The organism is Latilactobacillus graminis DSM 20719, from assembly GCF_001436415.1.
GTDB lineage: Bacteria > Bacillota > Bacilli > Lactobacillales > Lactobacillaceae > Latilactobacillus > Latilactobacillus graminis.
Genome location: NZ_AYZB01000003.1, coordinates 136539 through 160045, shown reverse-complemented (window position 1 = coordinate 160045; position 23507 = coordinate 136539). Strand labels below are relative to the sequence as shown.

The 23507-nt window shown below is 41.1% G+C and carries 26 protein-coding genes; 18 read left to right on the top strand and 8 right to left on the bottom strand.

The genetic code is table 11. The features are described 5' to 3' along the window. Positions 1–10 precede the first annotated feature (10 nt). The 5 genes from FC90_RS02045 to FC90_RS02025 form a co-directional block, all read right to left on the bottom strand. Positions 11–637: an ABC transporter permease gene (locus tag FC90_RS02045; protein WP_057907649.1), complete on the bottom strand. Its 627-nt coding sequence runs from the start codon at positions 635–637 to the stop codon at positions 11–13. A gap of 20 nt (positions 638–657) precedes the next feature. Next, positions 658–1815, bottom strand: coding sequence for a betaine/proline/choline family ABC transporter ATP-binding protein (locus tag FC90_RS02040; protein ID WP_057907648.1), 1158 nt, complete (start codon positions 1813–1815; stop codon positions 658–660). A 155-nt stretch (positions 1816–1970) separates the two neighbouring features. Next, complete coding sequence (locus FC90_RS02035) at positions 1971–3164, bottom strand: MFS transporter (protein WP_057907647.1); 1194 nt, start codon at positions 3162–3164, stop codon at positions 1971–1973. A gap of 11 nt (positions 3165–3175) precedes the next feature. Then, complete coding sequence (gene queG / locus FC90_RS02030; protein WP_057907646.1) at positions 3176–4333, bottom strand: tRNA epoxyqueuosine(34) reductase QueG; 1158 nt, start codon at positions 4331–4333, stop codon at positions 3176–3178. A 46-nt stretch (positions 4334–4379) separates the two neighbouring features. Further along, entirely contained in the window at positions 4380–5168 is a 789-nt protein-coding gene (locus FC90_RS02025; RefSeq protein WP_057907645.1) for a tyrosine-protein phosphatase, read from the bottom strand. A 120-nt stretch (positions 5169–5288) separates the two neighbouring features. Between FC90_RS02025 and FC90_RS02020 the strand changes: the two genes are divergently transcribed. The 10 genes from FC90_RS02020 to FC90_RS01975 all read left to right on the top strand — a co-directional run bounded on the left by FC90_RS02020 (position 5289) and on the right by FC90_RS01975 (position 12212). After that, positions 5289–6233, top strand: coding sequence for a magnesium transporter CorA family protein (locus FC90_RS02020; protein ID WP_057907644.1), 945 nt, complete (start codon positions 5289–5291; stop codon positions 6231–6233). A gap of 106 nt (positions 6234–6339) precedes the next feature. Continuing rightward, on the top strand, positions 6340–6831 hold the full coding sequence (locus tag FC90_RS02015; protein ID WP_057907643.1) for a universal stress protein: 492 nt from the start codon (positions 6340–6342) through the stop codon (positions 6829–6831). 71 nt (positions 6832–6902) lie between these two features. After that, positions 6903–7442 (top strand): DNA-3-methyladenine glycosylase I, encoded by a 540-nt coding sequence (locus FC90_RS02010; RefSeq protein WP_057907642.1) that lies wholly within the window; start codon positions 6903–6905, stop codon positions 7440–7442. A 93-nt stretch (positions 7443–7535) separates the two neighbouring features. Next, entirely contained in the window at positions 7536–8027 is a 492-nt protein-coding gene (locus tag FC90_RS02005) for a hypothetical protein (protein ID WP_057907641.1), read from the top strand. Between the two features lie 23 nt (positions 8028–8050). Next, positions 8051–8887, top strand: coding sequence for an ATP-binding cassette domain-containing protein (locus tag FC90_RS02000; RefSeq protein ID WP_057907640.1), 837 nt, complete (start codon positions 8051–8053; stop codon positions 8885–8887). After that, positions 8874–9608, top strand: a complete 735-nt coding sequence (locus FC90_RS01995) for a hypothetical protein (protein WP_057907639.1) — start codon at positions 8874–8876, stop codon at positions 9606–9608. Before FC90_RS02000 ends, FC90_RS01995 begins: the two co-directional genes overlap by 14 nt. Positions 9609–9740: 132 nt before the next feature. Beyond that, the gene (locus FC90_RS01990) at positions 9741–10676 is read left to right on the top strand and encodes a 2-dehydropantoate 2-reductase (protein WP_057907638.1); all 936 of its coding nucleotides are present in this window, start codon (positions 9741–9743) and stop codon (positions 10674–10676) included. A 17-nt stretch (positions 10677–10693) separates the two neighbouring features. Continuing rightward, positions 10694–11161: a universal stress protein gene (locus tag FC90_RS01985; protein WP_057907637.1), complete on the top strand. Its 468-nt coding sequence runs from the start codon at positions 10694–10696 to the stop codon at positions 11159–11161. A 25-nt stretch (positions 11162–11186) separates the two neighbouring features. Then, entirely contained in the window at positions 11187–11912 is a 726-nt protein-coding gene (locus FC90_RS01980; protein WP_057907636.1) for a hypothetical protein, read from the top strand. Positions 11913–11996: 84 nt separating this feature from the next. Further along, positions 11997–12212 carry a P8 family protein gene (locus tag FC90_RS01975; protein WP_057907635.1) on the top strand — a complete coding sequence of 72 codons (216 nt, stop codon included), beginning with the start codon at positions 11997–11999 and terminating at the stop codon, positions 12210–12212. Positions 12213–12313: 101 nt separating this feature from the next. On the opposite strand, the gene FC90_RS01970 is transcribed toward FC90_RS01975, so the two are convergent. Beyond that, positions 12314–13504: an SAM-dependent methyltransferase gene (locus FC90_RS01970; protein WP_057907634.1), complete on the bottom strand. Its 1191-nt coding sequence runs from the start codon at positions 13502–13504 to the stop codon at positions 12314–12316. 155 nt (positions 13505–13659) lie between these two features. Between FC90_RS01970 and FC90_RS01965 the strand changes: the two genes are divergently transcribed. Next, complete coding sequence (locus FC90_RS01965; RefSeq protein WP_057907633.1) at positions 13660–14691, top strand: AI-2E family transporter; 1032 nt, start codon at positions 13660–13662, stop codon at positions 14689–14691. Here FC90_RS01965 and FC90_RS01960 read toward each other — a convergent pair. After that, on the bottom strand, positions 14684–14914 hold the full coding sequence (locus FC90_RS01960) for a helix-turn-helix domain-containing protein (RefSeq protein WP_057907632.1): 231 nt from the start codon (positions 14912–14914) through the stop codon (positions 14684–14686). The genes FC90_RS01965 and FC90_RS01960 overlap by 8 nt on opposite strands. A gap of 168 nt (positions 14915–15082) precedes the next feature. Here FC90_RS01960 and FC90_RS01955 point away from each other — a divergent pair, with 168 nt between their 5' ends. Continuing rightward, positions 15083–15280: a helix-turn-helix domain-containing protein gene (locus FC90_RS01955; protein ID WP_057907631.1), complete on the top strand. Its 198-nt coding sequence runs from the start codon at positions 15083–15085 to the stop codon at positions 15278–15280. A gap of 87 nt (positions 15281–15367) precedes the next feature. On the opposite strand, the gene FC90_RS01950 is transcribed toward FC90_RS01955, so the two are convergent. After that, entirely contained in the window at positions 15368–16420 is a 1053-nt protein-coding gene (locus FC90_RS01950) for a D-alanine--D-alanine ligase family protein (protein ID WP_057907630.1), read from the bottom strand. Positions 16421–16610: 190 nt separating this feature from the next. Between FC90_RS01950 and FC90_RS01945 the strand changes: the two genes are divergently transcribed. The 6 genes from FC90_RS01945 (at position 16611) to FC90_RS01920 (ending at position 23297) form a co-directional block, all read left to right on the top strand. Beyond that, entirely contained in the window at positions 16611–17051 is a 441-nt protein-coding gene (locus tag FC90_RS01945; protein ID WP_057907629.1) for an Hsp20/alpha crystallin family protein, read from the top strand. 268 nt (positions 17052–17319) lie between these two features. Then, entirely contained in the window at positions 17320–18216 is an 897-nt protein-coding gene (locus FC90_RS01940; RefSeq protein ID WP_057907628.1) for an ABC transporter ATP-binding protein, read from the top strand. Further along, positions 18209–19462 (top strand): ABC transporter permease, encoded by a 1254-nt coding sequence (locus tag FC90_RS01935; protein ID WP_057907627.1) that lies wholly within the window; start codon positions 18209–18211, stop codon positions 19460–19462. Before FC90_RS01940 ends, FC90_RS01935 begins: the two co-directional genes overlap by 8 nt. A gap of 80 nt (positions 19463–19542) precedes the next feature. After that, positions 19543–20622 (top strand): FAD:protein FMN transferase, encoded by a 1080-nt coding sequence (locus tag FC90_RS01930; protein WP_057907626.1) that lies wholly within the window; start codon positions 19543–19545, stop codon positions 20620–20622. A 102-nt stretch (positions 20623–20724) separates the two neighbouring features. Then, positions 20725–22620, top strand: coding sequence for a M13 family metallopeptidase (locus tag FC90_RS01925; protein WP_057907625.1), 1896 nt, complete (start codon positions 20725–20727; stop codon positions 22618–22620). Between the two features lie 59 nt (positions 22621–22679). After that, positions 22680–23297 carry a sugar O-acetyltransferase gene (locus FC90_RS01920; protein WP_057907624.1) on the top strand — a complete coding sequence of 206 codons (618 nt, stop codon included), beginning with the start codon at positions 22680–22682 and terminating at the stop codon, positions 23295–23297. The last annotated feature ends 210 nt before the right edge of the window (positions 23298–23507 follow it).

The following is a 23507-nucleotide window of genomic DNA, read 5'->3' as shown; positions in this document are numbered from 1 at the left end:
AAAAGCCTCCTTATTTGATAGCGGCCGGAGTCATTTGTTGTTCCAAGCGGCCCAAGCCAAAATCGACTATTAGTGCTAATAATGTGACGGGAATTGTCCCACCAATGATCAAATCAGGCTTGAATAGGTTCAATCCGTTAAAGATTAAGTCGCCAAGGCCACCGGCACCGATATAAGAAGCAAGGGTTGCCCAAGCGATGACGTAAACCGCGGATAAACGGATTCCGGCCATAATGACGGGCGTCGCCATTGGAATTTCAACTTGCATAATGGATTGAAATGCTGTCATGCCCATTCCTTTAGCACTATCTTTTAAGATGGGATCAACATCGTGCATGCCGATGTAAGTGTTGCGCAAAATTGGTAGCAAGGAGTATATGAATAACGCGATGACTGCCGGAATTTTACCAATTCCAAACAATGGAATCATCAGGGCTAACAAAGCTAATGAGGGCACTGTTTGTAACATGCTAGCGATGGCTATCACGATTTTAGCGGTCTTTGAGAATCGGGTTAGAATAATGCCTAAGGGGACCGCAACAATTATGCCAAGTATCAGAGCGATTGTAGAAATATAGAGTTGTTCCCAGGTTTTAATTAATAAATCAGATCCGTGTTGATTTAAAAAAGTTAGCATTAGCGATTCCTCCTTTGCTATTATTGCTCAGATTGTGTGTCTGGTTCATCAGTATCGCCCCAGACTGCATCATACACAACATCAACTAATGCAGTCCGCGTTACAATTCCAACTAGCTGGTGGTCATCATTGACGACAGGTACATATTTCCAGCCACGTTTGAGGATCCGTTCAATTGTGTCACGCACTAAGTCCTTTTCGTTCACATAACTAACCTGGGTGGTCATAATATCACTCACACTAGTTGCATCTTTATAATGATGATCAATATTTTCGATGTCGACTAGGCCCTTTAGATGGCGATTTTCATCAACAACTAATAGCGTATCAACACGACGTTGACGCATTAAACGAATTGCATCAACTAGCGACTTGCCGGGGGTAATAGCAACTGGGCTTTTGAGCATAATTTGACCAACTGTTTCAACATTGGGTTTGGCTTCAATTAAACGCTCATGGCCAATTAAATCCTCAACAAATTGGTTGGCAGGATTGCGGAGAATCTCATTTGGAGTTCCCATCTGAATAATTTGGCCGTTATCCATAATTGCAATTCGTGACGCCAATTTTAGTGCTTCATCCATATCGTGGGTTACAAAGATAATTGTTTTACCGAGTTCAGATTGGAGTTGTTTTACAAGATCTTGTAAGGCTTCGCGTGTAATGGGGTCTAAGGCACCAAACGGTTCATCCATTAAAATAATATCTTGGCCAGCTGCCAGTGCCCGAATAACACCAATGCGTTGTTGCTGACCACCGGATAGTTGACTCGGGTAACGATCTAAAAAGGTAGCAGGCATTTCGACTAATTTCAGTAATTCAAGGGCTTTGGTATGGCGTTTTTCCGGTGACCACTTGAGCAGTTTGGGGACTATTGTGATATTATCTTGAATCGTCATATGCGGCATTAGACCGATATTTTGAATAACGTAGCCAATTCTTCGGCGTAACTTTACTGGATCAACGTTGGCGAGATCTTCGCCAGCTAGGGTAATGGATCCTTGGGTGGGCGTAATCATGCGGTTGATCATCCGCATCGTTGTCGTTTTCCCAGAACCAGATGTGCCGATTAAGCAGATGAACTCACCTTGATCAACAGTGAAGCTGATGTCATCAACGGCTTTATTACCGCCGCGATAGAGCTTTGAAACGTGATCAAACGTTAGATAATGTGTCATAAGGGACCTCCGATTGTGATGGTTAAAAAGCGTGAGCTATATAATAACTATGTTAAGTACGTAACAAATAGCTGTCAATGAATGCGCTTACGATTAACGCTAGAATGAAAAAGGACCGGTGTAACTTATTTAAAGAGGTTACACCGGTCCTTGGGTTAGATTGATTGTTTAGCGCGGAAAATAATAAAGTGAGCTGATAAAGCGAGAAATTGATAAGCCAATGCTAAAAGACAAACGGCAACCCAGCCACCGGCATTCCAAGCTAGCGCACCAAAGAAGGAACCTGAAGCACCGCCCATGAAATAAGCAAACATGAAGACGGTGTTGTTACGACTACTGGTTGCTTCGCCAAGCATTTGGACACGGGTTTGGTTGGCCACTTGCCCACATTGATTACCGACATCTAATAAGATGATCCCTAACATGAGAATTGGCATTAAATGGCCCCAGAATAAGAATAAAATGTAGCTAAGGGTCATCATAAATAAGCCAGTTGCGATGATGAACCGTGGGGATTTGGCATCAGCTAAGCGACCGATGAGCGGTGCCGATAGTGCGCCGGCCGCGCCTAAAATAGCTAATAGACCAACTGTCCCACTACCGCGATGATAGGCAGGACTGGCCATATAGAAGATTAAAGTTGACCAAAAGATACTGAGGGTGCCAAACATGAAAAAACCATTAATAGCCGCCTCACGTAACAGTCGTTGGCTTGTAATCAGTCCTGGGATAGAGCTGATTGTTTGCCAATAATTAGGCCCATTTTGAGGTCGGGGGTCACGTGGTAATTTAAGTGCGGTCAGTAGGATTAGTAGGGCAATTGCAATCGTTGCGATGAGATAGACCCAACGCCAGTTTACATAACTACTGATAATTCCACTAAAACTACGAGAAAGAAGAACTCCCATTAGTAGACCGCTGAGAATCGTCCCGAGCACCGCCCCGCGTTTTTGTGGTTGAGCTAAGACTGCCGCATACGGGATAATAATTTGTGGGACTACAGAAGTGAGTCCAATGAGCAAACCGGTTAGTGCGAAAAAAATGAAGTTTGGTGATAAATAAGCTGCTAATAGCGAAATGAGTGACAGGCTAAGCATGCGTAAGATGAGTTGATAGCGACTCATGACATCACCAAATGGCACGATGAGTAATAATCCAAGTGCATAACCAACTTGTGTCAGCATTGCCACCGTACCAACTGCGCCACTTGTAACGTGAAAAGTGGAAGCGACGAGGGTTTGAATCGGTTGAATATAGTATAGATTAGAAACAGCAACGCCAGTGATAAAGGCCATTAGCAGAATTAATGGTTGAGTGAGGATTGTTTTTTTGGTTGCAATAGCTGACATACAAATGGGACCTACCTCTCTGAATAACGTTTTTTTAAGATTTGAAGGGCATTATCGAATTCGACTTGCGCCTCTGGTTCTGATTCGCGTTTAGCGGCAGTTTCGAGGAAAGTTAAAATTTCAGGCGTGACATCCCGGACTAGTTGAGCAATGGCCCAAGCTGCGGTACCGCGAATTACCGGACGTACATCGGTATCGATGAGTTCTAATAGCTTGGGAATTGCCGTCCGGTCTTTGACGTTTGCTAGGGCAATAATGGCATTACGTTGAAGTGGTTTTTTCCCCCGCCAAGCACCTGCTAGGTGGCCAAATTGTAATTTGAATTGTTTGTTGCTAATGGTTAACATCGGCTGTAATTCGGGCATGACAGATTCTGGATCAGGTTCCATATCGGGATGAAAGTGAAAATCTTTGCCTTTATTGAATGGGCAAACTTGTTGGCAAATATCACAGCCATAAATCACACTACGAATTTTAGGACGGAATTCTTCAGGCATGAAACCCTTGGTCTGTGTTTGGTACGATAAGCAACGTTTAGCATTTAGCCGCCCATCGCCCATCAGTGCCTGTGGCGGACAATAATCGACACAGCGCGTACAACTACCACATTGATTAGCCATTGGTGTGTCTGGTTCAAATGGAATGTTGGTGATGATTTCCCCAAGATAGACATAAGAGCCAAATTCCGGAGTAACTAATAAGCCATTCAAACCAATGAAGCCGAGTCCAGCACGTTGGGCTACTGCGACATCACTCAGTTCGCCAGTGTCGACCATTGGTTTGAAGGTGATTTTAGTATCCGAATTCGCAAGCTCTTCAATGGTCTTAATGAGCTGGTCCATTTTATCACGTAAAATATCGTGGTAATCAATCCCCCAAGAAGCACGGGCAAAACTGCCCCGCTTGGCACCGGTACGGGCGGGTTTGTTGGTAATTTTGGTTGGATAGGCCAAGGCAATTGCAATAATTGATTGTGGTTGGTCAAATATCAAATTGGGGTAAAGGCGTTCTTCGAGTACTTTGTGCTCGAAGCCAGTTGAATGATCATTGCTTTTCTGCTCTTTAAGACTGGCTTCGAGGTAATCGAAAGGGGCAGCCGATGTGAAACCAATCTTATCGATTCCAATGGCTTTACTTGCCGTGATTACTTGTTCTTTTAAAGTGGGCATTGAAAAGGACGCTCCTTTGTTATATGTTTCATGTGAAACAGTTAGGTTATGTTAAATAAATTTTACGTAGGTCAGCTAAATCGTGAGGACTTAACTGCAAGTCGTGGGTTAGATAGTCTTGTAATGAGCCATTAGCGGCTTCAATTGCTTGTTTGGCAGTATCGAGATAATCTTGATGGACTGTTAGTAATGCTTGGTAACTTTGGAAGACGGATTGATTTTGTGTTTTCTGTTGTATTTTTGTCAGTGATCGGGTGATAAAATCAGCAGAGGCTTGATTTGTGAGTAAATAATCGATACGAATTGTTTTTTCTGGAACACCAAGTGCGCCCAGCAAGAAAACGGCACCCATGCCGGTTCGATCTTTGCCAGCAGTGCAATGAAAGAGCAAGGATTGGTTTTCCTGGTCGTTAGTCAGTAGTAAATCGAAAAATTGCCGGTAGGCTTGCTTGGAGTGATTTTGATTAATTAAGTCACTGTAGACTTGTACCATACGCTGGTGGCCGCTTTGAGGGTTAGCACTGAATGTTTTAAAAAGCTCATTTTCAGAAACCGTACTAGCCGTTTCATCAATTTTGAAAACGGGGATTGACGTATAGCTGACTTGATTAGGTAGCTTGTCGGGAGCTTTGGCAATTTCTTCAGGTGAACGAAAATCGACATCGTACCGAACACCATAATCAGTCAAATACGCTAAATCATGAGGGGATAAGTGCGCTAGACTGGCAGAACGGAGGACTTTGTGCCATTTTAGAGATCGACCATCCTTAGTCTGATAGCCACCGAGTTCTCTAAAATTATGGCCTTTTTCAAGTGATAAGATGCGGTGTGTCATTTGGGTCAACTCCCTATCTGATGATACTAATATTGTAGCATATTTAAGCGTTAATCAACTTAACTTGTCAGTGGGAGTGATTAAACAGTATGATAAAGCTATTAGAAGTGGAGTGATCTGATGATTACATATTTTGAAATGACGGATGAAGGTCGACTGGTGCAAGGGGCTTCTGAGAAAAATGCGGACTGGATACATTTTGAAGTGCCTACTAAACATGAGATGTATCACTTTGCCAAAAAATATCATTTACCAACGATGTTATTCGAAGTGGCACAAGATATAAACGAGGTGGCGCGCTATGAGACCTTTACAACCGAGACGGGTGCGGTGTTGACGCATATTTGTTTGTTAGTCCCAGTGAAAAAGTATGATGGCCAAGAGCACGCAGAATATATCACTCGACCGTTTTCGATGATTATTAGTGGGCAAACATTATTGACTGTCGGCCATCAACAAGCGTCATTAATTAGTGAATTAATGACGCTTGAAGGACTTGATGGACAAATTGAAACACTTGCATTAAGGAGTGTTTCAGTGATTTATCAGCGTTATCTGGCTGCTTTAGCGGTGGTTGCACAACAGATTGAACAGTTGGAAAAAAATGTGCACACATCGACTCGTAATCGGTTATTATATGCGCTTAAATCACTGAAAAAAAGTGTTGTCTATCTTGATTTAGGCCTTAAAAGTAATCAACAAATCATGCCGAAAGTTAAGGCTAGCCCACTGTTTGAACGGGTCGCACTGCATACCAATTTACTGTATCGGATTGATATACAGTTTGCTAAATCAGATAAGGCCATTACGACTTACCGTGAATTATTGGAACAGCTGAGTGCTTTACTTTCAGATATTATTTCGAATCGTTTAAATAATATTATGAAAACACTGACTTCATTATCGATTGTTTTAACTGTGCCAACGATCCTCGGAGGCTTCTGGGGGATGAATGTCCCGGTACCATTAGCCAATAGTAAGTGGGGCTTTTTGCTTTTATTAGGATTATCACTCATAATCAGCATAACGGTCGGTTGGTGGTTAAAGAAGAGGGATTATTTCTAAGTTAAATTGCCACGGAAGCGCTTAGCCTTTTGCTTGAATTGTTCTGTGAAGCGGTATATTCTTTAGAGTGTAACAAGTGCATATCGAGAAAGTGAGATGAACAGACATGATTCAAGAATATAAAAGAATACTCGTCCCAGTTGATGGCTCTGAAGAAGCTGAGTTAGCGCTAAATAAAGCTGTTCGAGTGGCTAAGATGAATCAGGCAAGTTTGGATATTTTAAATGTTTTGGATACCAAGCAATTTGCCGGGAGTTATAGTGGAATGCTTTCAGGAGATGCAATTTTCCAAATCTCTGAAGATGCACAGAATTATCTCAAAAATTTAAAAGATCATATTAAGGCCACTGATGGGCTGAAAGATATTGAAATACATGTGCGATTTGGAAACCCGAAAAACGTGATTGCCCGTGATTTTCCAACAGAATATGGCACAGATTTAATCATGATGGGCTCTACGGGGTTAAATGCAGTTGAACGAATGTTAATGGGTTCTGTGACGGAATATGTTAATCGGACAGCTGTCTGTGATGTCCTAATTGTTAAGACAGACGTTGAGAACCAACCATACCAAAAAGCAAGTAAGCAAAATAAATGATGAACTGAAAGGCTAGAAGGTGTTCACTCTTTTTAGCCTTTTTGTGTCGTTTAGTTTAGAGGTAAGCAAAAATGGCAAAAGCAGATTGGATGTATGACTCACCAGAATTATTAACGTATTATCAAACGGAATGGGGACAACCGGAACATGATGATCAGCGCTTGTTTGAGCTGTTGTGTTCAGAGCTGTATCAAGCCGGATTGAGTTGGCGGACAGTATTGAATAAACGAGCCGCATTTCGTAAGGCATTTAAAAATTATAATATTCGAAAAGTGGCCCAGATGACCTCAGAAGATATTGAACAGTTAATGGTGAATCCGATGATTATTCGCAATCGCGCTAAGTTAAATGCAACGATTAATAATGCTCAAGCAGTGCTAAATGTGCAGGCAAGTGAGGGGAGTTTTGATCGATATTTATGGGGGTTTGTTGACGGCCAGCAAATTGTAAATCATCCCAAAACTTGGACTGAAGTACCTACTGAGTCGGCTTTATCGTTACGGATTAGTAAGGATCTAAAACAGCGTGGGTTTAAATTTGTTGGCCCAGTCATTATTTATTCGTTTTTACAAGTGATTGGGATAGTTGATGATCATTTGAGACCACAGTAATTTTTTTTTGGAGGTAGCCGGTCGCGCTAATATTGCGGATGGTGTATTATGGAAGGATAAAGTTAATTTAGATTATTTAAAGGAGTCACATAAATGACACAGGAAAACGTTCACCAACTAGCAGATTGGTTAGAAGAAAATAAGGCAGCAATTGCCGATCGTAAGGTTAAACTTAATCCAGAAACGGTTTTTGCTGTTTTAGACAGCTTTGGTGTTTTAAATAACCCCGTTGTTAAATATTTCGATATTACAGAAGAAACATACTATCAGTCAGAGTCCGATCACAAATTAACTTTGTCAGATGATCGCAAATTATTGATTGATGTTACGGATCGCATTATGGTTACGCACGTCGATGGTGTTTTGACTGATAATAAGGTCAACTTTGAATATAGTCATGAAGCCGTTTATGAAGATCAATATTTGGTTAAACGTGATTTAGAAGTCCTGACCTATGGATTGGTCGTTATTAGTGCAGTGGCTGTAACGGTTAAACACAACTTAATCCAAGCCGATTTGTCAAAAGATGCTGTGCTAAGCCTTGCGCTTGCTGCGCAAAATATTGCTAATTGGCAAGCAAAATAATCCAGTAAAGGTTGGCAATTTAAATGGGATCAGTGCTTGAACTGCGCGATTTCTCGCAAAAATACCAGCAACGACAACTTTTTAAACGGCTCAATTTAACAATTGATCGGCAAGCTTGTATTGCTATCACTGGTCAAAATGGGGCTGGTAAAACTACCTTGTTGAATGTATTAGCGGGATTAACCAATATTGACCGTGGCACACTGGTAATTGCGCCGAAGATGCGAATTGGTTATATGGCTGAACAGCTAGCACCAAATGGACTTACGCCTAAGACTTATTTACGGTTGTTAGGTGAATTGGATCAGTTTAGCAACCGTAATTTAGAAGTCCAAATTAATCAATTGGCGTATGAATTTGGGCTAGCGGCGGCGTTAAATACACCGTTAAATCAATTATCACGTGGAAGTCTGCAAAAAGTAAATTTTGTGCAGGCTATTTTGCGCACGCCAGATATTCTATTACTTGATGAACCACTGACCGGCCAAGATGGAACGACCCAGATGCGGATGATTCATTGGTTGAAAGATTATCGGCAAAAAGGTGGTGCCATTATTGTAGGTACCAACAATGCCTTTTTGATTGAGCAGCTGGCAACTGAAATTTACGTCTTAGATGCAATGCGTTTATTGCCCATCGAGGAATTACCGCAACCCGAAGAAAAAGTCATGCGTTTGGAATTTGCAACAACACCGCGCTCACTAGCCTTACCAGCCGCTTTACAAAAACTTGCATTGAAAATTATTGATGGGACACGCTATGTCATCTTGTATGCAAACGTCAAAAACAGCGATGAATTGATTCGCGCAATGTTAAAGAGTGGTTTTAGCCTAAGGGGGTTACGCTATGAAGTCCTTTAGTGCGCAGTTGCGGTTACATCAAAAAATGGTTTTTGATAATGGTAATCTATGGGGGCCGTTACTATTTTGGGTTGTCAGTTTGTTGTTCAATTATGGTGCCCAACCACAAGATTTTGTGGGTAGCTTGGCACTCTTATTAATGGTGCTCTTTGTCTTAATGACATGGCTAACTTACAGTTATATTAATCAATTTCCGTTACCAATGGAAAAACTTTTAATTTTGAAATTAAAGCAGCAACGGCGATTTTATCTTGGATTGATTAGCTACTTAAGCTTGTTGGGGCTAATTTTTGTGTTAATTGGGATTTTAAGTTTAGCGGTTACTGATTGGCTTAATGGTAGGCAGGCTTTTGGACGGGGGCTAAATTGGTGGGATTGGTTAGGGGGAACATTGATGTTAACGAGTGTTTTGCCAGTTTCAGTAATGACCGGTTTATTTTGGCAACGGCGGATTCTAGCTAATCGGCGCATCGCTGGGCTGCTGACCATTCTAATGGTGGTATTGGGGAGTTTCGGAGAGGCAATTGTTAAGTATTGGCATCCTTACCTTTATATCTTAGGCATTTTACCGCCAGTTTCAACAATGGCACAACTCTTTAATACGTTGGGAACCATTTCACTGGTTGATATTTTACTTGCTTGGGCAATGAGTCTAGGCTACAGTTTAGTATTATTATTGATTGATCAATTAATTTTGCGCAAACGAAAATTCCTATTTTAAGAAGCTGATAGGCCGTCCAGAGCGGATAGATAGCTTCTTTTTTAGTAGCAGCAAGCGGTTACGGGTGAAAAAATTATGAAAATATGGCATGATTAAAAAGAGTTCAAATCCGCAAAGGAGTTTTGATAAGCTATGACAAAAATTGCAATCGCTGGCTCAGGCGCAATGGGCAGTCGCTTTGGTTACATGCTACAATCAGCTGGAAATGATGTTGTGTTACTTGATAATTGGGCAGAACATGTTCAAGCAATTAATACCAATGGCCTGACGGTTGTATCAGCGGGGCACGAACCCGTTCAGGTTCGAATTCCGGCTGCTTTGCCAACGGATATTAAAGAGGTTCAAGACGTCATTATTTTGTTCACAAAATCGATGCAGTTGGAGGCCATGTTGCAAGCCATCAAACCATTAATCGGCGCTAAAACGAAGGTTGTGTGTTTATTAAACGGCTTAGGCCATCCCGAAACAATTGAACAATACCTTCCTAAAAACAACATTTTTGTAGGCATTACACTTTGGACGGCAGGTTTAACGGGACCGGGCGCCATTACATTGACAGGCTCGGGCAATGTTGAGTTACAAAACGTTGATCCAAATGGTAAAGAAGCAGCACAGGCGCTAGTGGCCTTGTTGAGTGCTGCCGGCTTAAACGCGCAATATAGTTCAGATGTGCTTTTTTCAATCTGGCGCAAAGCGTGTGTCAATGGGACGTTGAACAGTTTATGTGCCTTGCTAGATTGCAATATCGCACAATTGGGGCAAACACCACAAGTCCAACAGCTCTTAGGACCGATTGTCGCTGAATTTTCAGCTGTGGCAGCAACGGAGGCCGTCGAATTAGACGTTCCAACAATGGTTGCATACATTAGCAAGATGTTTGCACCAGAACAAGCGGGTGGCCATTACCCGTCAATGCATCAGGACTTAGTGCAACATCACCGCTTAACCGAAGTCGATTACTTAAACGGCTACGTGGCACGTAAGGGAGCCAAACAGAAGATTGCTACCCCTGTTAACCAATTAATCACAGAATTAATCCATGCTAAAGAAGCATTATTAATTAAATAAACGAGGAGTCTTAACTTATGTCTGAAAAACGCCAATTAAATATTGAAGTTGAATCAATGCACTATCAAAAATTGTTAATTGCGATCGATGACGATGACACGACCTCATCAAAACGAGCTTTTAACTATGCCTGTACGTTAGCTAAAGCGTATCAAATTCCACTTGGGATCGTTAGCATTTTGGAAACCGGTGATTTAAATATCTATCAGTCGCTATCACCAAATGTGGTTGAAGCGCGTCGTGACGAAATTGCAGCTGACTTAGATATTTATGTCCAAAAAGCTAAGGAATTTGGTGTTGAAAAAGTGACACCGATTTTAAGTGAGGGCAACCCAGGACACGTGATTGTTGAAGAAGTGATTCCGGGTTTCCAACCTGACTTAGTCATTTGTGGGTCCAAGACCAAACCCTCTAAACATTTAATTGGGACCCATGCAAGCTATTTAGCGAAATATGCGCCATGTTCAGTTACAGTCGTACGGTAAAAATAAGTATTTGGAGATCAGACGAATGATAGAATGTACACAATGTCATATTAAATATGGCCGTCAATTACGCCAGTGTCCCAACTGTGGTCTGGTACGGCATGTTACACGACCCCAACGGGCACAACCGTGGCAGCAATACTATCAATTTTTAGCGGAAAGTTTAAAACACCCGTTAAAGGTACGTTGGCAATGGTATGATGCATGGTTTGGTTTAGTGACGTTTGGTCTGGTTTTGTTGATGAATACTGCAACAGTTAGCTTATTGATTGCTAGTTGGTCAGAGCAAGTAGGGGCCGTCGCGGGCGTGATGGCATCACAAGTTGTATTACGCCAACGACCACAACTATTACCGGTTGATTTAAAAGTGTTGGGGTTACAAGTACTATTCTTAGTAATTATCGTGGGAAGTGGCTTCTTAATTAAGCACTATTTATTGAAAAAGACGACAACCACGCTACGCGCCTTTTTAACGGAGATTAGTGCATATAGTAGTATTACCTTAGTCATAGCCTTAGGTGCGCTGTTAGCGGCCTTATTTTTTGGAATCGTAGCAATCTGGTTTGTACTAATCATGGCTGTCATGATGGCTTTTAGTTTAAATATTGCAATTGGCGTTAGTTTATTTCAATCACGGGGTGCGCGTTTTGATCGCACCTATGCGATTTTGCTATTTGAAATTGTGACTCACGTCGTACTAGTTGTTGTGATTGGTCAAATTGTGATTTTGAACGGCCTGATAAGACTCTGAAAAATAAAAGTGCGTATTTTACGCCACTTTTTTAAAAGAGGCTTATCATAGAAGTTGTAGTAAAAGAAATGGGAGGTTTTTAATATGGCAACAGCTATTGAAAAAACATTGGTTTTAGATATGAAGATGTCCGAGGTATTTGAGTGGAGTGATGATGATACAATTGTCCGTGATGCTTTATGGAATCATTATATGGAAGCTAACGCCCACAACACGGATCAAACCGTCGCTGCGATGAAACCTTATCTTAAGATGAGTAATGCAGATGTTAAAGAAAAGGCAGAAGCACTTCTAAAATAAGGTACACTAAAAAACGTCCCGATAATCAATAAAGATTATCGGGACGTTTTTTAGTTGTAATCGATTCTGTTGCTATGGCTTGCAAGAAGTAGATCTAGGAACTATACGTTATACATATAATCTCTAGTCATAGGTAAATCTCTTGCACTTGGGCCTTTTGAAACTAAATATTGAATAACATCAATATTTCCAGATTCAAACGATGAGGCGCATGCTTGCAAATAAAGATCCCACATACGTACGAATTCTAAACCTGATTTTGGTAAAATCACGTCTTTTTTGGCGTTGAAATTAGCTGTCCAGATTTCGAGGGTTTTTTGATAATGGCGCCGGAGTGGTTCCATATCAGCGATTTGTAAGCCAGCATTAACAATGTGTTGGGTATTTTCAACTAAACCAGGTACGTAGCCGCCGGGGAAGATGTACTTATTGATCCAGGCATTGCGTGCGCCACCTTGTTGGCGAGTGATACCGTGAATGAGTGCCACACCGTCATCAGTGAGGTAATCAGCCACGTCTTGGAAGTAAGCACCAAGGTTTTCTTCACCAACATGTTCAAACATACCAACACTAGTAATGTAATCAAATGGTGCATGTTTGAGTTCGCGATAATCAACAAGTTGGACGCTAGCAACATCGCTAAGACCTTCGTCGACAATTCGTTGTTGGACGAAATCATATTGTTCTTGGCTCAATGTAATTCCGACCACGTTGAGATGGTATTCTTTGGCAGCCGTTAACATCAATGTTCCCCAACCACAGCCGATATCAAGTAATGTTCGGTTGGGTTGGGGATTGAGTTTGCGTAAAATATGATGCACTTTGTTAATTTGTGCGGTTTCCAAGTCATCAGTTGGTTTTTCAAAATAAGCACATGAGTAAGTCATGGTCTTATCCAACCAAAGTTGATAGAAGTCATTACCTAAATCGTAATGGCTTTGGATATCTTTCTTACTAGCTTTTTCTGAATGTGATTGTTTTGGAATCAGATGAATATAATGACGATTACGCATGAAACTATCAGCACTGTTGTACGCCGCTGTTAAGAGCTTTTGAAGTGGGGTGTCTGTTGTATCACTAGTCACTTCAACATCGCCAGCCATATATGCTTCGCCAAGGGCTAATGAAGCATTGCTTGACAGTTGTTTGATGGGAATTGCTTTTTTAAAAGTAATGGCTACTTCAGGCTCTCCAGAACCATAAATCTCAGAACTGCCGTCCCAATAATTAACGGTCACTGGGAAATCAAAAGAGTGTTGTAGCAATTTCTTATAAAAAGTTTTTTCTAACATACTGAAAATCCTTTCTGGATGAAAATTTGAAGTACCAGAGTAGTATACGACTAATTTAAGCAAGATGTAAGTCGCAATTACTGGAATTCGAGAATATCCAATTAGTTGGAAGTGTTGTAAAATGGTGATATAGAATTAATCTAGGAGGAAACTGTGTGAGTTTATATCAAAAATTTGTGGCAAATCAACAGCTAAGGCGGTTAGTTGTGCTCTTAACGCTGATTGGTGTCATTTATGTTTCGCGTTCGATGATGAACATTATCTTGTTAACGTTTATTTTTACTTTTTTAGTAACTCAATTAGTTCGGAAAGTGCAACAGTACACGCGAATTCCACCGGCAGCCGTAGTGGTCCCGCTTTATGTGCTGGTCATTTTTTTAGTGTATCTAGCTGTAACGATTTATGTGCCTCAGATTGCCAAGCAGTCGATTAAATTAGTTGAAAGTGTCTATAATTTCTATCAAAGTCCTTCATTTGATGCTAATCAGTTTATGCGGACTATCGGCGATTATATGAAGCAGTTTAATCTGACAGATCAACTAAAACATGGTGTATCAACGATCGTTAACTATATTACCGGAATTGGGACAATGGGTGTGACAATTGTTTTATCATTTGTCTTAAGTTTTTTCTATACGATTGAGTTAGATCGCTTACCACGATTTGGAAAACTCTTTTTGAAAAGTACCTACGGCTGGTTTTTCCAAGATATCATGTATTTTGCTAAAAAATTCGTGAACACCTTTGGAGTAGTCATCGAAGCGCAAATCTTTATCGCGATTGTAAATACTGTATTAACGACGGTTACGTTAACCGTGATGAAGATGCCCAATATTCCTAGTTTGGCAATTATGATATTTTTACTATCAATGATTCCAGTTGCCGGGGTAATTATATCGTGCATCCCATTGTGTATTATTGCTTTTTCCGTCGGGGGAATTCAATATGTGGTCTACATTTTAATCATGATTTTAGTCATTCATGCCTTGGAGGCATATGTGCTAAATCCCCGGTTTATGTCAAGCAAAACACAGTTACCAATATTTTTCACATTTGTAGTTTTATTTGTGGCAGAACGCTTCTTGGGAACCTGGGGTTTAATTGTAGGCTTACCAATTTTTACGTTCTTTCTCGATGTATTAGGTGTAAAAACGATTCATCGAGCAGATAAAAATAAAACTAGTTAATGCGATTTGAATCAGCAACCAAGGTCGCTAATTGATTGAGGTCAATTTGTAATTCAACAGCAACGATAAACAGCGCTTTCAACGATGGGGCAGCGCCTCTTTCCCAACGGAAAATCATTGAACTACTAATCTTAGTATTATATTTTGTACTGAGTAGATTAGCGAGCTGTTGCATGGTTAAATTCTTAGCGATTCGCTTATCATGTAATAATTGTCCGAACATTTAGCACCGTCCTTTTTTGTACATTTGACTTATAAATTTAATTATATGACAAATGACGTCAATAAGTGAACACTTGGGGAATATAATTTTTAATTGACAAATTTAACACATTATCGTAATATTCCTGATGTGGAACGGAATTGATAACGTTTCCTGGGGGTGCTGAATTTGGCAGAAAAATTATTTGTTCTATCAGGTTACTTAAAGAGTCATGATTTAAAACAGCAAGTTGTTGCTGATTTACTGGGAAAAACCTTAACAACAGCCAACCGTAAAATTAGGGGGAAAATTCCATTTACCGTCAAAGAAATCAAACTGCTCCATGATCAGTTAGGGATTCCAATTGACGTTTTTTTTAAAGATTAGTTCCTAATTAGGAACTATATAGTTTATCTCAATGCACTAAAAAATAGCTCCACGACTGATTAGTAGCCGTGGAGCTATTTGTTTTGATTATTTTGCTTTAAGTAAGTCTAATTTACCCTGCACAATCATTTCGCAAAGATCAGCATAACCGATACCAAGGACTGCTGCTTCTTGGGGAATTAGTGAAAGTGGTGTCATTCCAGGTAAACTATTACCTTCAATGACATGTAAGCCATTTTCTGGGCTCCAGAAGAAGTCAATCCGGGCATAGTTTATTAAACCGAGTGCATGCATGGCATCAAGCGCCATTTGCTTCATTGCGGCATGGACTTCATCAGGCAAATCGTTGGGAGGTGTAATAAATTGAGTGGTATTCCCAGTCACAAATTTGTGTTCGAAGTCATACCAACCGTCATTGACAACAATTTCGATAGCTGGCAATGGTTGACCATTGATGACCCCTAGTGAGAATTCACGACCTTTAATGAACTCTTCAATTAACGCTTCACGATCGAAACGTAGGGCGTCTTCAACAGCTGGCTGTAATTCAGTAGCATCATGGACAATATGCGTGCCGACACTTGAGCCACCATTGCTAGGTTTAACCACCACTGGATAGTCAAATGGAATTTTCGGGATTGGCTGATTCCGATAGGCTGCGACGAAACGTGCCGTTGGAATTTGATTGTACAATAAAATTTCTTTTGAAACTTTTTTACTCATTGTAATACCAGCTGCGAGCGTATCGCTACCAGTATAGGGAATTTCATAGAGATCGAGAACCGCTTGAACTTTACCATCTTCACCTGCACCACCATGAAGGGCGAGGAAGACAATATCAGCAGTTTTACAAATCGCTAAGACATTCGGGCCAAAGAGTTGAGTCGAGCCATCTGTACGTAATGTGTTAATGGCGTCATCCGTTAAAACTTCATCGCTGATGTCATAATCTTTTTCAACGGGTGTTGCAGAATAAAGATCATCGATTGATGCGACGTCCTGTAGATCGTTGCCTAAGAAGAGGTCAACGAAGGCAACATCATGACCTTTTGTTTGTAATGCATTGGTAATTTTGTGTCCAGACGTCAATGAAACGTTACGTTCGGTACTACGCCCGCCCGCTAAGACGACAATTTTCATATGAACCTACCTCCGAATATTTTTGGAACCTTAAGTATAGCATAAAACTAGATAGGACGGATATCAAAAATGAAAAAGGTAGAACTATAACTAGTTATTAGCAGTCGCTAAGTTTGAGTGCTAAATACTTGCATTTCGTGATTAATGAATTACAATAGAATTGTAAAGATTAAGAAAGGAAGTTTTAGAGATGGCAAACGAATTAATGAATGGTCGTCAAAATTGGTTAGATGGTTTTGGTGGAGATGATTGGTTCAAGAATTTCGGTCAGCAATTGATGGCAATGTCGCCTGAAACGGACAACTTACTCAAAACAGATGTCAAAGAGACCGATAAGGATTACCAATTAGCGGTTGATTTACCAGGACTGGACAAGAAAGATATTCACGTGGATTATCAAGATAATACATTGAAGATTAGTGCTAAACGTGATAGTTTCGCTGATCATAGTGATAGTCAAGGGAATATCGTTCAAAGCGAACGGCATTATGGTCGCTTTAGTCGGCAGTTCTATCTACCTGGTGTCAACCGGGATCAAATCGATGCGCAATATAAAGATGGCGTCTTACAATTGATGTTACCGAAGTTAAATGAATCAGATCAACCAGCCAATCATATTGAAATCCATTAATTAAAATCAAAAAAGCGGTAACTACTAAATTAGATAGTAGTTACCGCTTTTTTTAGTTAAATGTAGCTTTGGGTTGCGAAAATAAAAGGTGAAAGACAAGCGAGAATTAAAGCGATAAATATTGTGAATAATTGAATGGTGATAGTATCACAAAACAATGGGATCATTGATGAGACAGTCATTAATCTTAATCGCTATTTATTTGGACGATGCGTTTTTGGAACGAATACGGTATAGTTAAGGTAATGAAAAGTAGGGGGTTGGGGACGTGCTGACTTTATCACATTTATCCAAAAGTTTCGGAACGATGCTAGCGGTCGACGATGTTTCATTTACTGTTAAGCCGGGCGAAATATTAGGCTTAATTGGTCAAAATGGAGCTGGAAAGACAACGACCTTTCGGATGATCTTGAATTTTATGGCACCAGATACGGGGACTATTCTCTGGAAAGGTCACGCGATTACCACTGCGGATTATGATCAAATTGGCTATTTACCAGAAGAACGGGGCTTATATCCAAAGATGACCGTGGAACAACAAATCCTATACTTTGCGCAGCTTCGTGGTCGTAATCGGGCCGAAATTAAGCCGAAAATTGACGAATGGTTAGAACGATTTCAAGTCAAAGGACAGCGTACTGATAAGATTAACGCGCTCTCTAAGGGAAATCAGCAGAAGGTTCAGTTGATTGCGACTTTGATTCATCAACCGGAACTCATTATTCTTGATGAACCCTTTAGTGGACTCGATCCAGTGAACGCAGAACGCTTAGAAGAAGGTATTTTATGGCTTAAAGAACAAGGTTCGGCAATCATTTTTTCAAGCCACGATATGACGAATGTCGCCCGGATTAGCGATCAAATCGTGATGCTACGTGATGGCCAAGTGGTGTTGTCTGGGACAATCGATGAAATTCGGAATCAGTTCGGTCGAACGCAACTATTCTTAGAAGCGCCTCTAGCACCTGAAATTTTAGCGAAGATTGATGGTGTTTCACGTGTAACACAGCACGGAAAGCGGTTTGAATTAACTTTGGCTGACGAAACGGTCGGTAAAACAGTTTTTGACTTAGCCACCCAAAAGGGGTACATCTTAGAGTTTAGTCAACAAGCACCAACGCTCGATGAAATCTTTAGAATGAAAGTGGAGGAAGGCCGTGTTTAAGTTTAAAGTGATTTTTAAGCAGGTATTTCTAAAGAATATTAAGAGCCCAGCATATCTAATCATGATTTTAATACCAATTGTGACGCTCGGGATTACGCTTAGTGTCAGTCGCTTGATGAATCATAGCAAAGAACCCGTTAGAATTGGAGTTTTAGCGTCCCAACCAGCGGAACAGACTGAATTACAGCAGTTAAAAGATAAAACATATCAGATTGATCAGCAGATTACGACTCAAGCACAAGCTACTAAAGCGCTCCAGAAAGAGCAGATTGATGGCTATTTATTGCTAAGTGAAGAAAAGGGACAGACTATCAGTCGCTACTATCAACGAAAAGATAGTCCATCATTTGATGCGAGTATCCTAGAAAATCAGTTAAATCAGATTCATTTAGTAACCTTGGCACAACAAGCAGGCGTTGCGCCTGAACAGATTCAGAATTTGATGACGCCAACGGTCATTGCACCAGTGACCATTAATTATCAAAATGGTCATCAAGAGATTTCCCGGGAAAACACCAAAGAAGTGAGCCAAATTATCTCAATTGGAATTACCGTCTTGATGTTTATCTTTATCGTGAACTATGCTGGAATGATTGCCCAGGAAATTGCGACAGAAAAAGGGTCACGCATCATGGAAATTGTCCTATCAAGTGTTTCGATTGAAATTCAATTTTTCGCAAAGATTGTCGCGATTTTAGCCTTACTAGTCACGCAGATTGTTACCTATATTTTGGTTGGGATTATCGGGTTTCAAATTTTGAAACAAAGCTTACCACTAGCAGAATTATTACCGGTTATTCGTCGTGCTTTGGTTGCACCGGCGATGTGGTATGCAGGGATCTTTTTAATTATTGGCGTCTTACTCTACACGGTATTGGCGGCAATGTTAGGTGCTGCTGTGTCCCGAATGGACCAAGTACAACAAGCTATTTCGCCATTAATTCTACTAGGTACCCTAAGTTATTTGGGTGGCTTTTTATTGGCATCACAGACCGATATGCCAATGCTTCGCGTGGTGAGCTATGTGCCGTTGTTTTCACAGATTATGTTACCGGTGCGCCTGGCCAATGGCGATGTTGGCACATTAGGAGCGAGCATGGGGCTTCTGATTGCTATGGTGACACTCATCGGACTGACTTACTTAGCGTTGCTTGTCTATCGTAGGAATATTCTAGTTTATTCCGACAAAGGTATTTTTAAAGCATTGTTTGCCACCTATCAGCAACACAAAGAATGGCACCAGTAATCGATTTTGACAACCAATTAAAGCGGATTCATGGTATGATAGACCTACGTGATTTTAGTAGCAAGGAGAGCGATTAAAGGATGCAAAAACGATGGCTGAAATTCGGTCTGGCACTTTTAGGGGTGACGATTGGATTAGTGGGGTGTCAGAATAAACCGACTGCTCAAGAAACGTTAGTCAAAAAGCCCTATGAAAAAAGTGACTACTATCTGGGGACGATTTGTACGTTACGAATCTATAATAAAGACAAGGAAGCTGTGCTAGATAAGGCTTTTGCGCGGATTAAAAAGTCCGAAAATCAAGCAACCTTAACCAAGGCAGGGTCTGAATTGGATGAAATTAATGATAATGCCGGTGTTAAGCCTGTCCAGGTTAGCAAAGACATGTGGCCACTAATGGAAAAAGCGTTACATTATAGTCAAGAATCGGATGGCGCGTTTGATATGGCCATTGGTGCGATTACCAATTTATGGCAAATCGGGTTACCAGGCGCACGGGTGCCGGCACAAGCAGAAATTGATCAAGCCTTACCATTAGTCGATTATCATGATGTTGTCTTGGATCAGGCTAACCGGACAGTTTACCTTAAGAAAAAAGGCATGCGGCTTGATTTTGGCGGTATCGCGAAAGGCTATATTGCCGATCAAGTCAAACACGTTTTCAAGGAAAATGGTGTGACATCAGCCGTTATTGATTTAGGTGGCAATGTAATTGTTATGGGGCATTCACCATTAGGGAAGAACAAACCATGGACGGTCGGTATTCAAGATCCGAAAAAAGCACGTGGTGAGTCGGTCGGCACGATTAAAGGCCGCGATATTTCAGTTGTTACGGCGGGGATTTATGAACATTATCTTAAAAAAGATGGTCATACTTACATCTATCTCTTTGATCGCCATACTGGTTATCCCTATGAGAATAATCTGGCAAGTGTCACGATCATCTCGCCAAAATCAGTGGATGGCGACGCCCTTTCAAATGCCGTCTTTAATAAAGGAATTGTTGGCGGTATGCAGCTCATTAACAACAAACCGAAGAATATCCAAGCCATCATGATTACAAAAGATAATAAAATTTATTTATCAAACGGCTTGAAGAAGACTTTTAAACTTAACCAGGATGCAAACTATCAAGTGATCAAAAAATTGCCTTCGAAATAACCGCTGAATGGCGGTTTTTCACAATTACGGGGGCAAAGCATTAACGGAAAAAGCGGCAAAATGGTAGAATTGAGAAAGAATCTGCTTTTGAGGAGGATAATGATGACAAACGTGCGAATGCAAGATGATTTTTATACGGCGGTGAATCAAGAATGGTTAAAAACGGCTGAAATCCCAGCGGACAAACCAGCAACAGGGGGCTTTGTTGCGTTGGTTGATGAGATTGATCAGCAATTAATGGCTGATTTTGCTAAGATGTCAACTGCCAAAAACGCATTGTTACAACATTTTCTAGATTATTACGAACTAGCAGCAGACTTTCAAACGCGTGATGCACTTGGTATAAAACCAATCTTACCGATGGTGGCCCGGGTGCAATCGCTCGATAGTTTAGCGACATATAATCGCGGGTTGACTGATTGGGTGCTCTCTGGCTTGCCAACACCATTTGGCTTATCTGTCGATGCTGATATGAAAGATACAGCCCATCACGCATTATATGCGGAAGCTAGCGACTTAATTTTGCCAGATAAGACATATTATGAAGCCGATAATCCTAATGCGGACCATTTATTAACGGTCTTTACGGATATGATGGTTCAGCTCTTACAGAAAATTGGAATTGCGCCAGTGGATGCAACAAAGACGGTTAAATTAGCCTTGGCATTTGATCGCTCACTTGCGCCCTTTGTCAAGAGTACCGAGGAAGCGGCTGATTACGCGAAACTCTATAATCCACAGCCATTGAGTGATTTTATGCAGCACCAGACGACGCTCGATTTTAAACGTTTATTTAATAAGGTATTACCCGTTCAACCAGAAAAAATTATCGTGACAGAGCCGAAATATTTTGCTCAACTTAACCAGCTTGTGACAGACGACAACTTTGAAACTTTTAAAGCGTGGCTATTAGTCATGACGGTCCGTCGTTGGAGTGGTTATCTGAATGAAGAGGCACGCCAAATTAGTTCGCTCTATAGTCGGGCGTTATCCGGCAGCAAGGAAGCACGGCCCCAACAAAAGAGTGCTTATTACCTTGCCTTAGGCATGTTTAATCAAGTCGTTGGTGATTATTATGGTCGGCAATACTTTGGTGAAGCAGCCAAGGCCGACGTTCAAAAGATGGTCCAAAAAATGATTAGTGTTTATCAAAAACGTCTTGAACAAAATGATTGGCTAACCGAAAAAACACGCCAGCAAGCGATTGTAAAACTCAATCACCTCGGGATTCATGTCGGTTATCCAGATCAAATTGCCCCCATTTTTGAAAAGTTGGTCACAGTGCCCAAAGCAGAAGACGGGACATTATTTGAAAACACAGCTGACTTTATTCGGACGATTGAAACGGAGAATTTTGCAAAACTGACGCAACCCGTGGATCGTAATAAGTGGGAAATGGGCGCTGCCACAGTTAATGCCTATTATTCACCTTCGAAGAATGTAATTGTTTTCCCGGCGGCGATTTTACAAGCGCCTTTTTATAGCTTGACACAAAGTAGCAGTGCCAACTACGGGGGAATTGGTGCGGTGATTGCGCATGAAATCTCACATGCTTTCGATAATAATGGTGCGCAATTCGACGAGTATGGCAACTTGCATAATTGGTGGCAAGCATCAGATTTAGCCCACTTCAAGGCACTTTCAGAAGAAATGGTTGCAGAATTTGATGGGCTAGAATATGCAGGGGCAACAGTCAACGGAAAATTAACTGTTTCGGAAAACATCGCCGATGCGGGTGGCTTGAGTTGTGCGCTTGAAGCAGCGAAGGGAGAACCCGATGTTGATTTGGCAGCTTTCTTTATCAATTGGGCAACGATTTGGCGGATGAAAGCCACCCAACAATATCAACAATTATTATTAAATATCGATGTTCACGCCCCAAATGCGTTGCGGGCCAATGTTCAAGTTCAAAACTTGGCGGCCTTTTACGAGACGTTTAATGTCACAAAAGCTGATCAGATGTATTTAGCACCCGCTAAACGGGTTGCAATTTGGTGAATTAAATCGGTGCGCTACAATTGTGACGCACCGATTTTAGTAGCGATGGGGGATAAAAAATGTCAGAAAAAAAACGCATGATTGGCGGGCAAATTTATCGGGCGAACGATCCAGAGTTGCGGGCCGATATGAAACACGCGCGCGTGCTTACGCGTCTGTTCAATCAAACGACTGAAGAACAACAGGCTTACCGCCGCGAATTAACGCAACAATTATTTGCAAAAAGTGGTGCAGACTTATATATCGAACCACCATTTCGCACGGATTATGGTTGTCAGACACGTATTGGTGAACATGTGTATCTGAATTACGATTGTATTATCATCGACGTAGCACCAGTGACAATTGGGAACCACGTTTTCTTTGGTCCCCGAGTAGGCTTGTACACAGCTGGGCATCCAACAACCGCACAAGAACGCCGGGATGATTTGGAATATGGCAAGCCAATCACCATCGGGAATGACGTATGGATTGGTGGCAATACCGTTGTTAATCCAGGCGTAAGCATTGGAAATAATGTGGTGATTGGTTCTGGATCAGTTGTGACCAAAGATATTCCTGATAATGTGATTGCAGTTGGTAATCCATGTCGGGTACTCCGGCCGATTGATGAGGCAGAAGAGGCTTACTGGGCGCAGCAAAAAGCAAGTTATTTTGAAGCTCTTGCTAATGAATAGTTTGCCAGGCACTGTTAAATTGGGGAAAATGTTATAAAATAGCCGCTAGTACACCGTAAAGAGTGTTCTAGCGGTTTTTTTGCAGCTTTAGCGTAGATGAACTTTTTTTTAATAAAGCAGAGCATATTTATTGATTTTTTTAGGTATAGACCAATAATTTTTGTGACTATGTAACCGCTTCGATTAATATTTATAAAGGTCTATACCGAT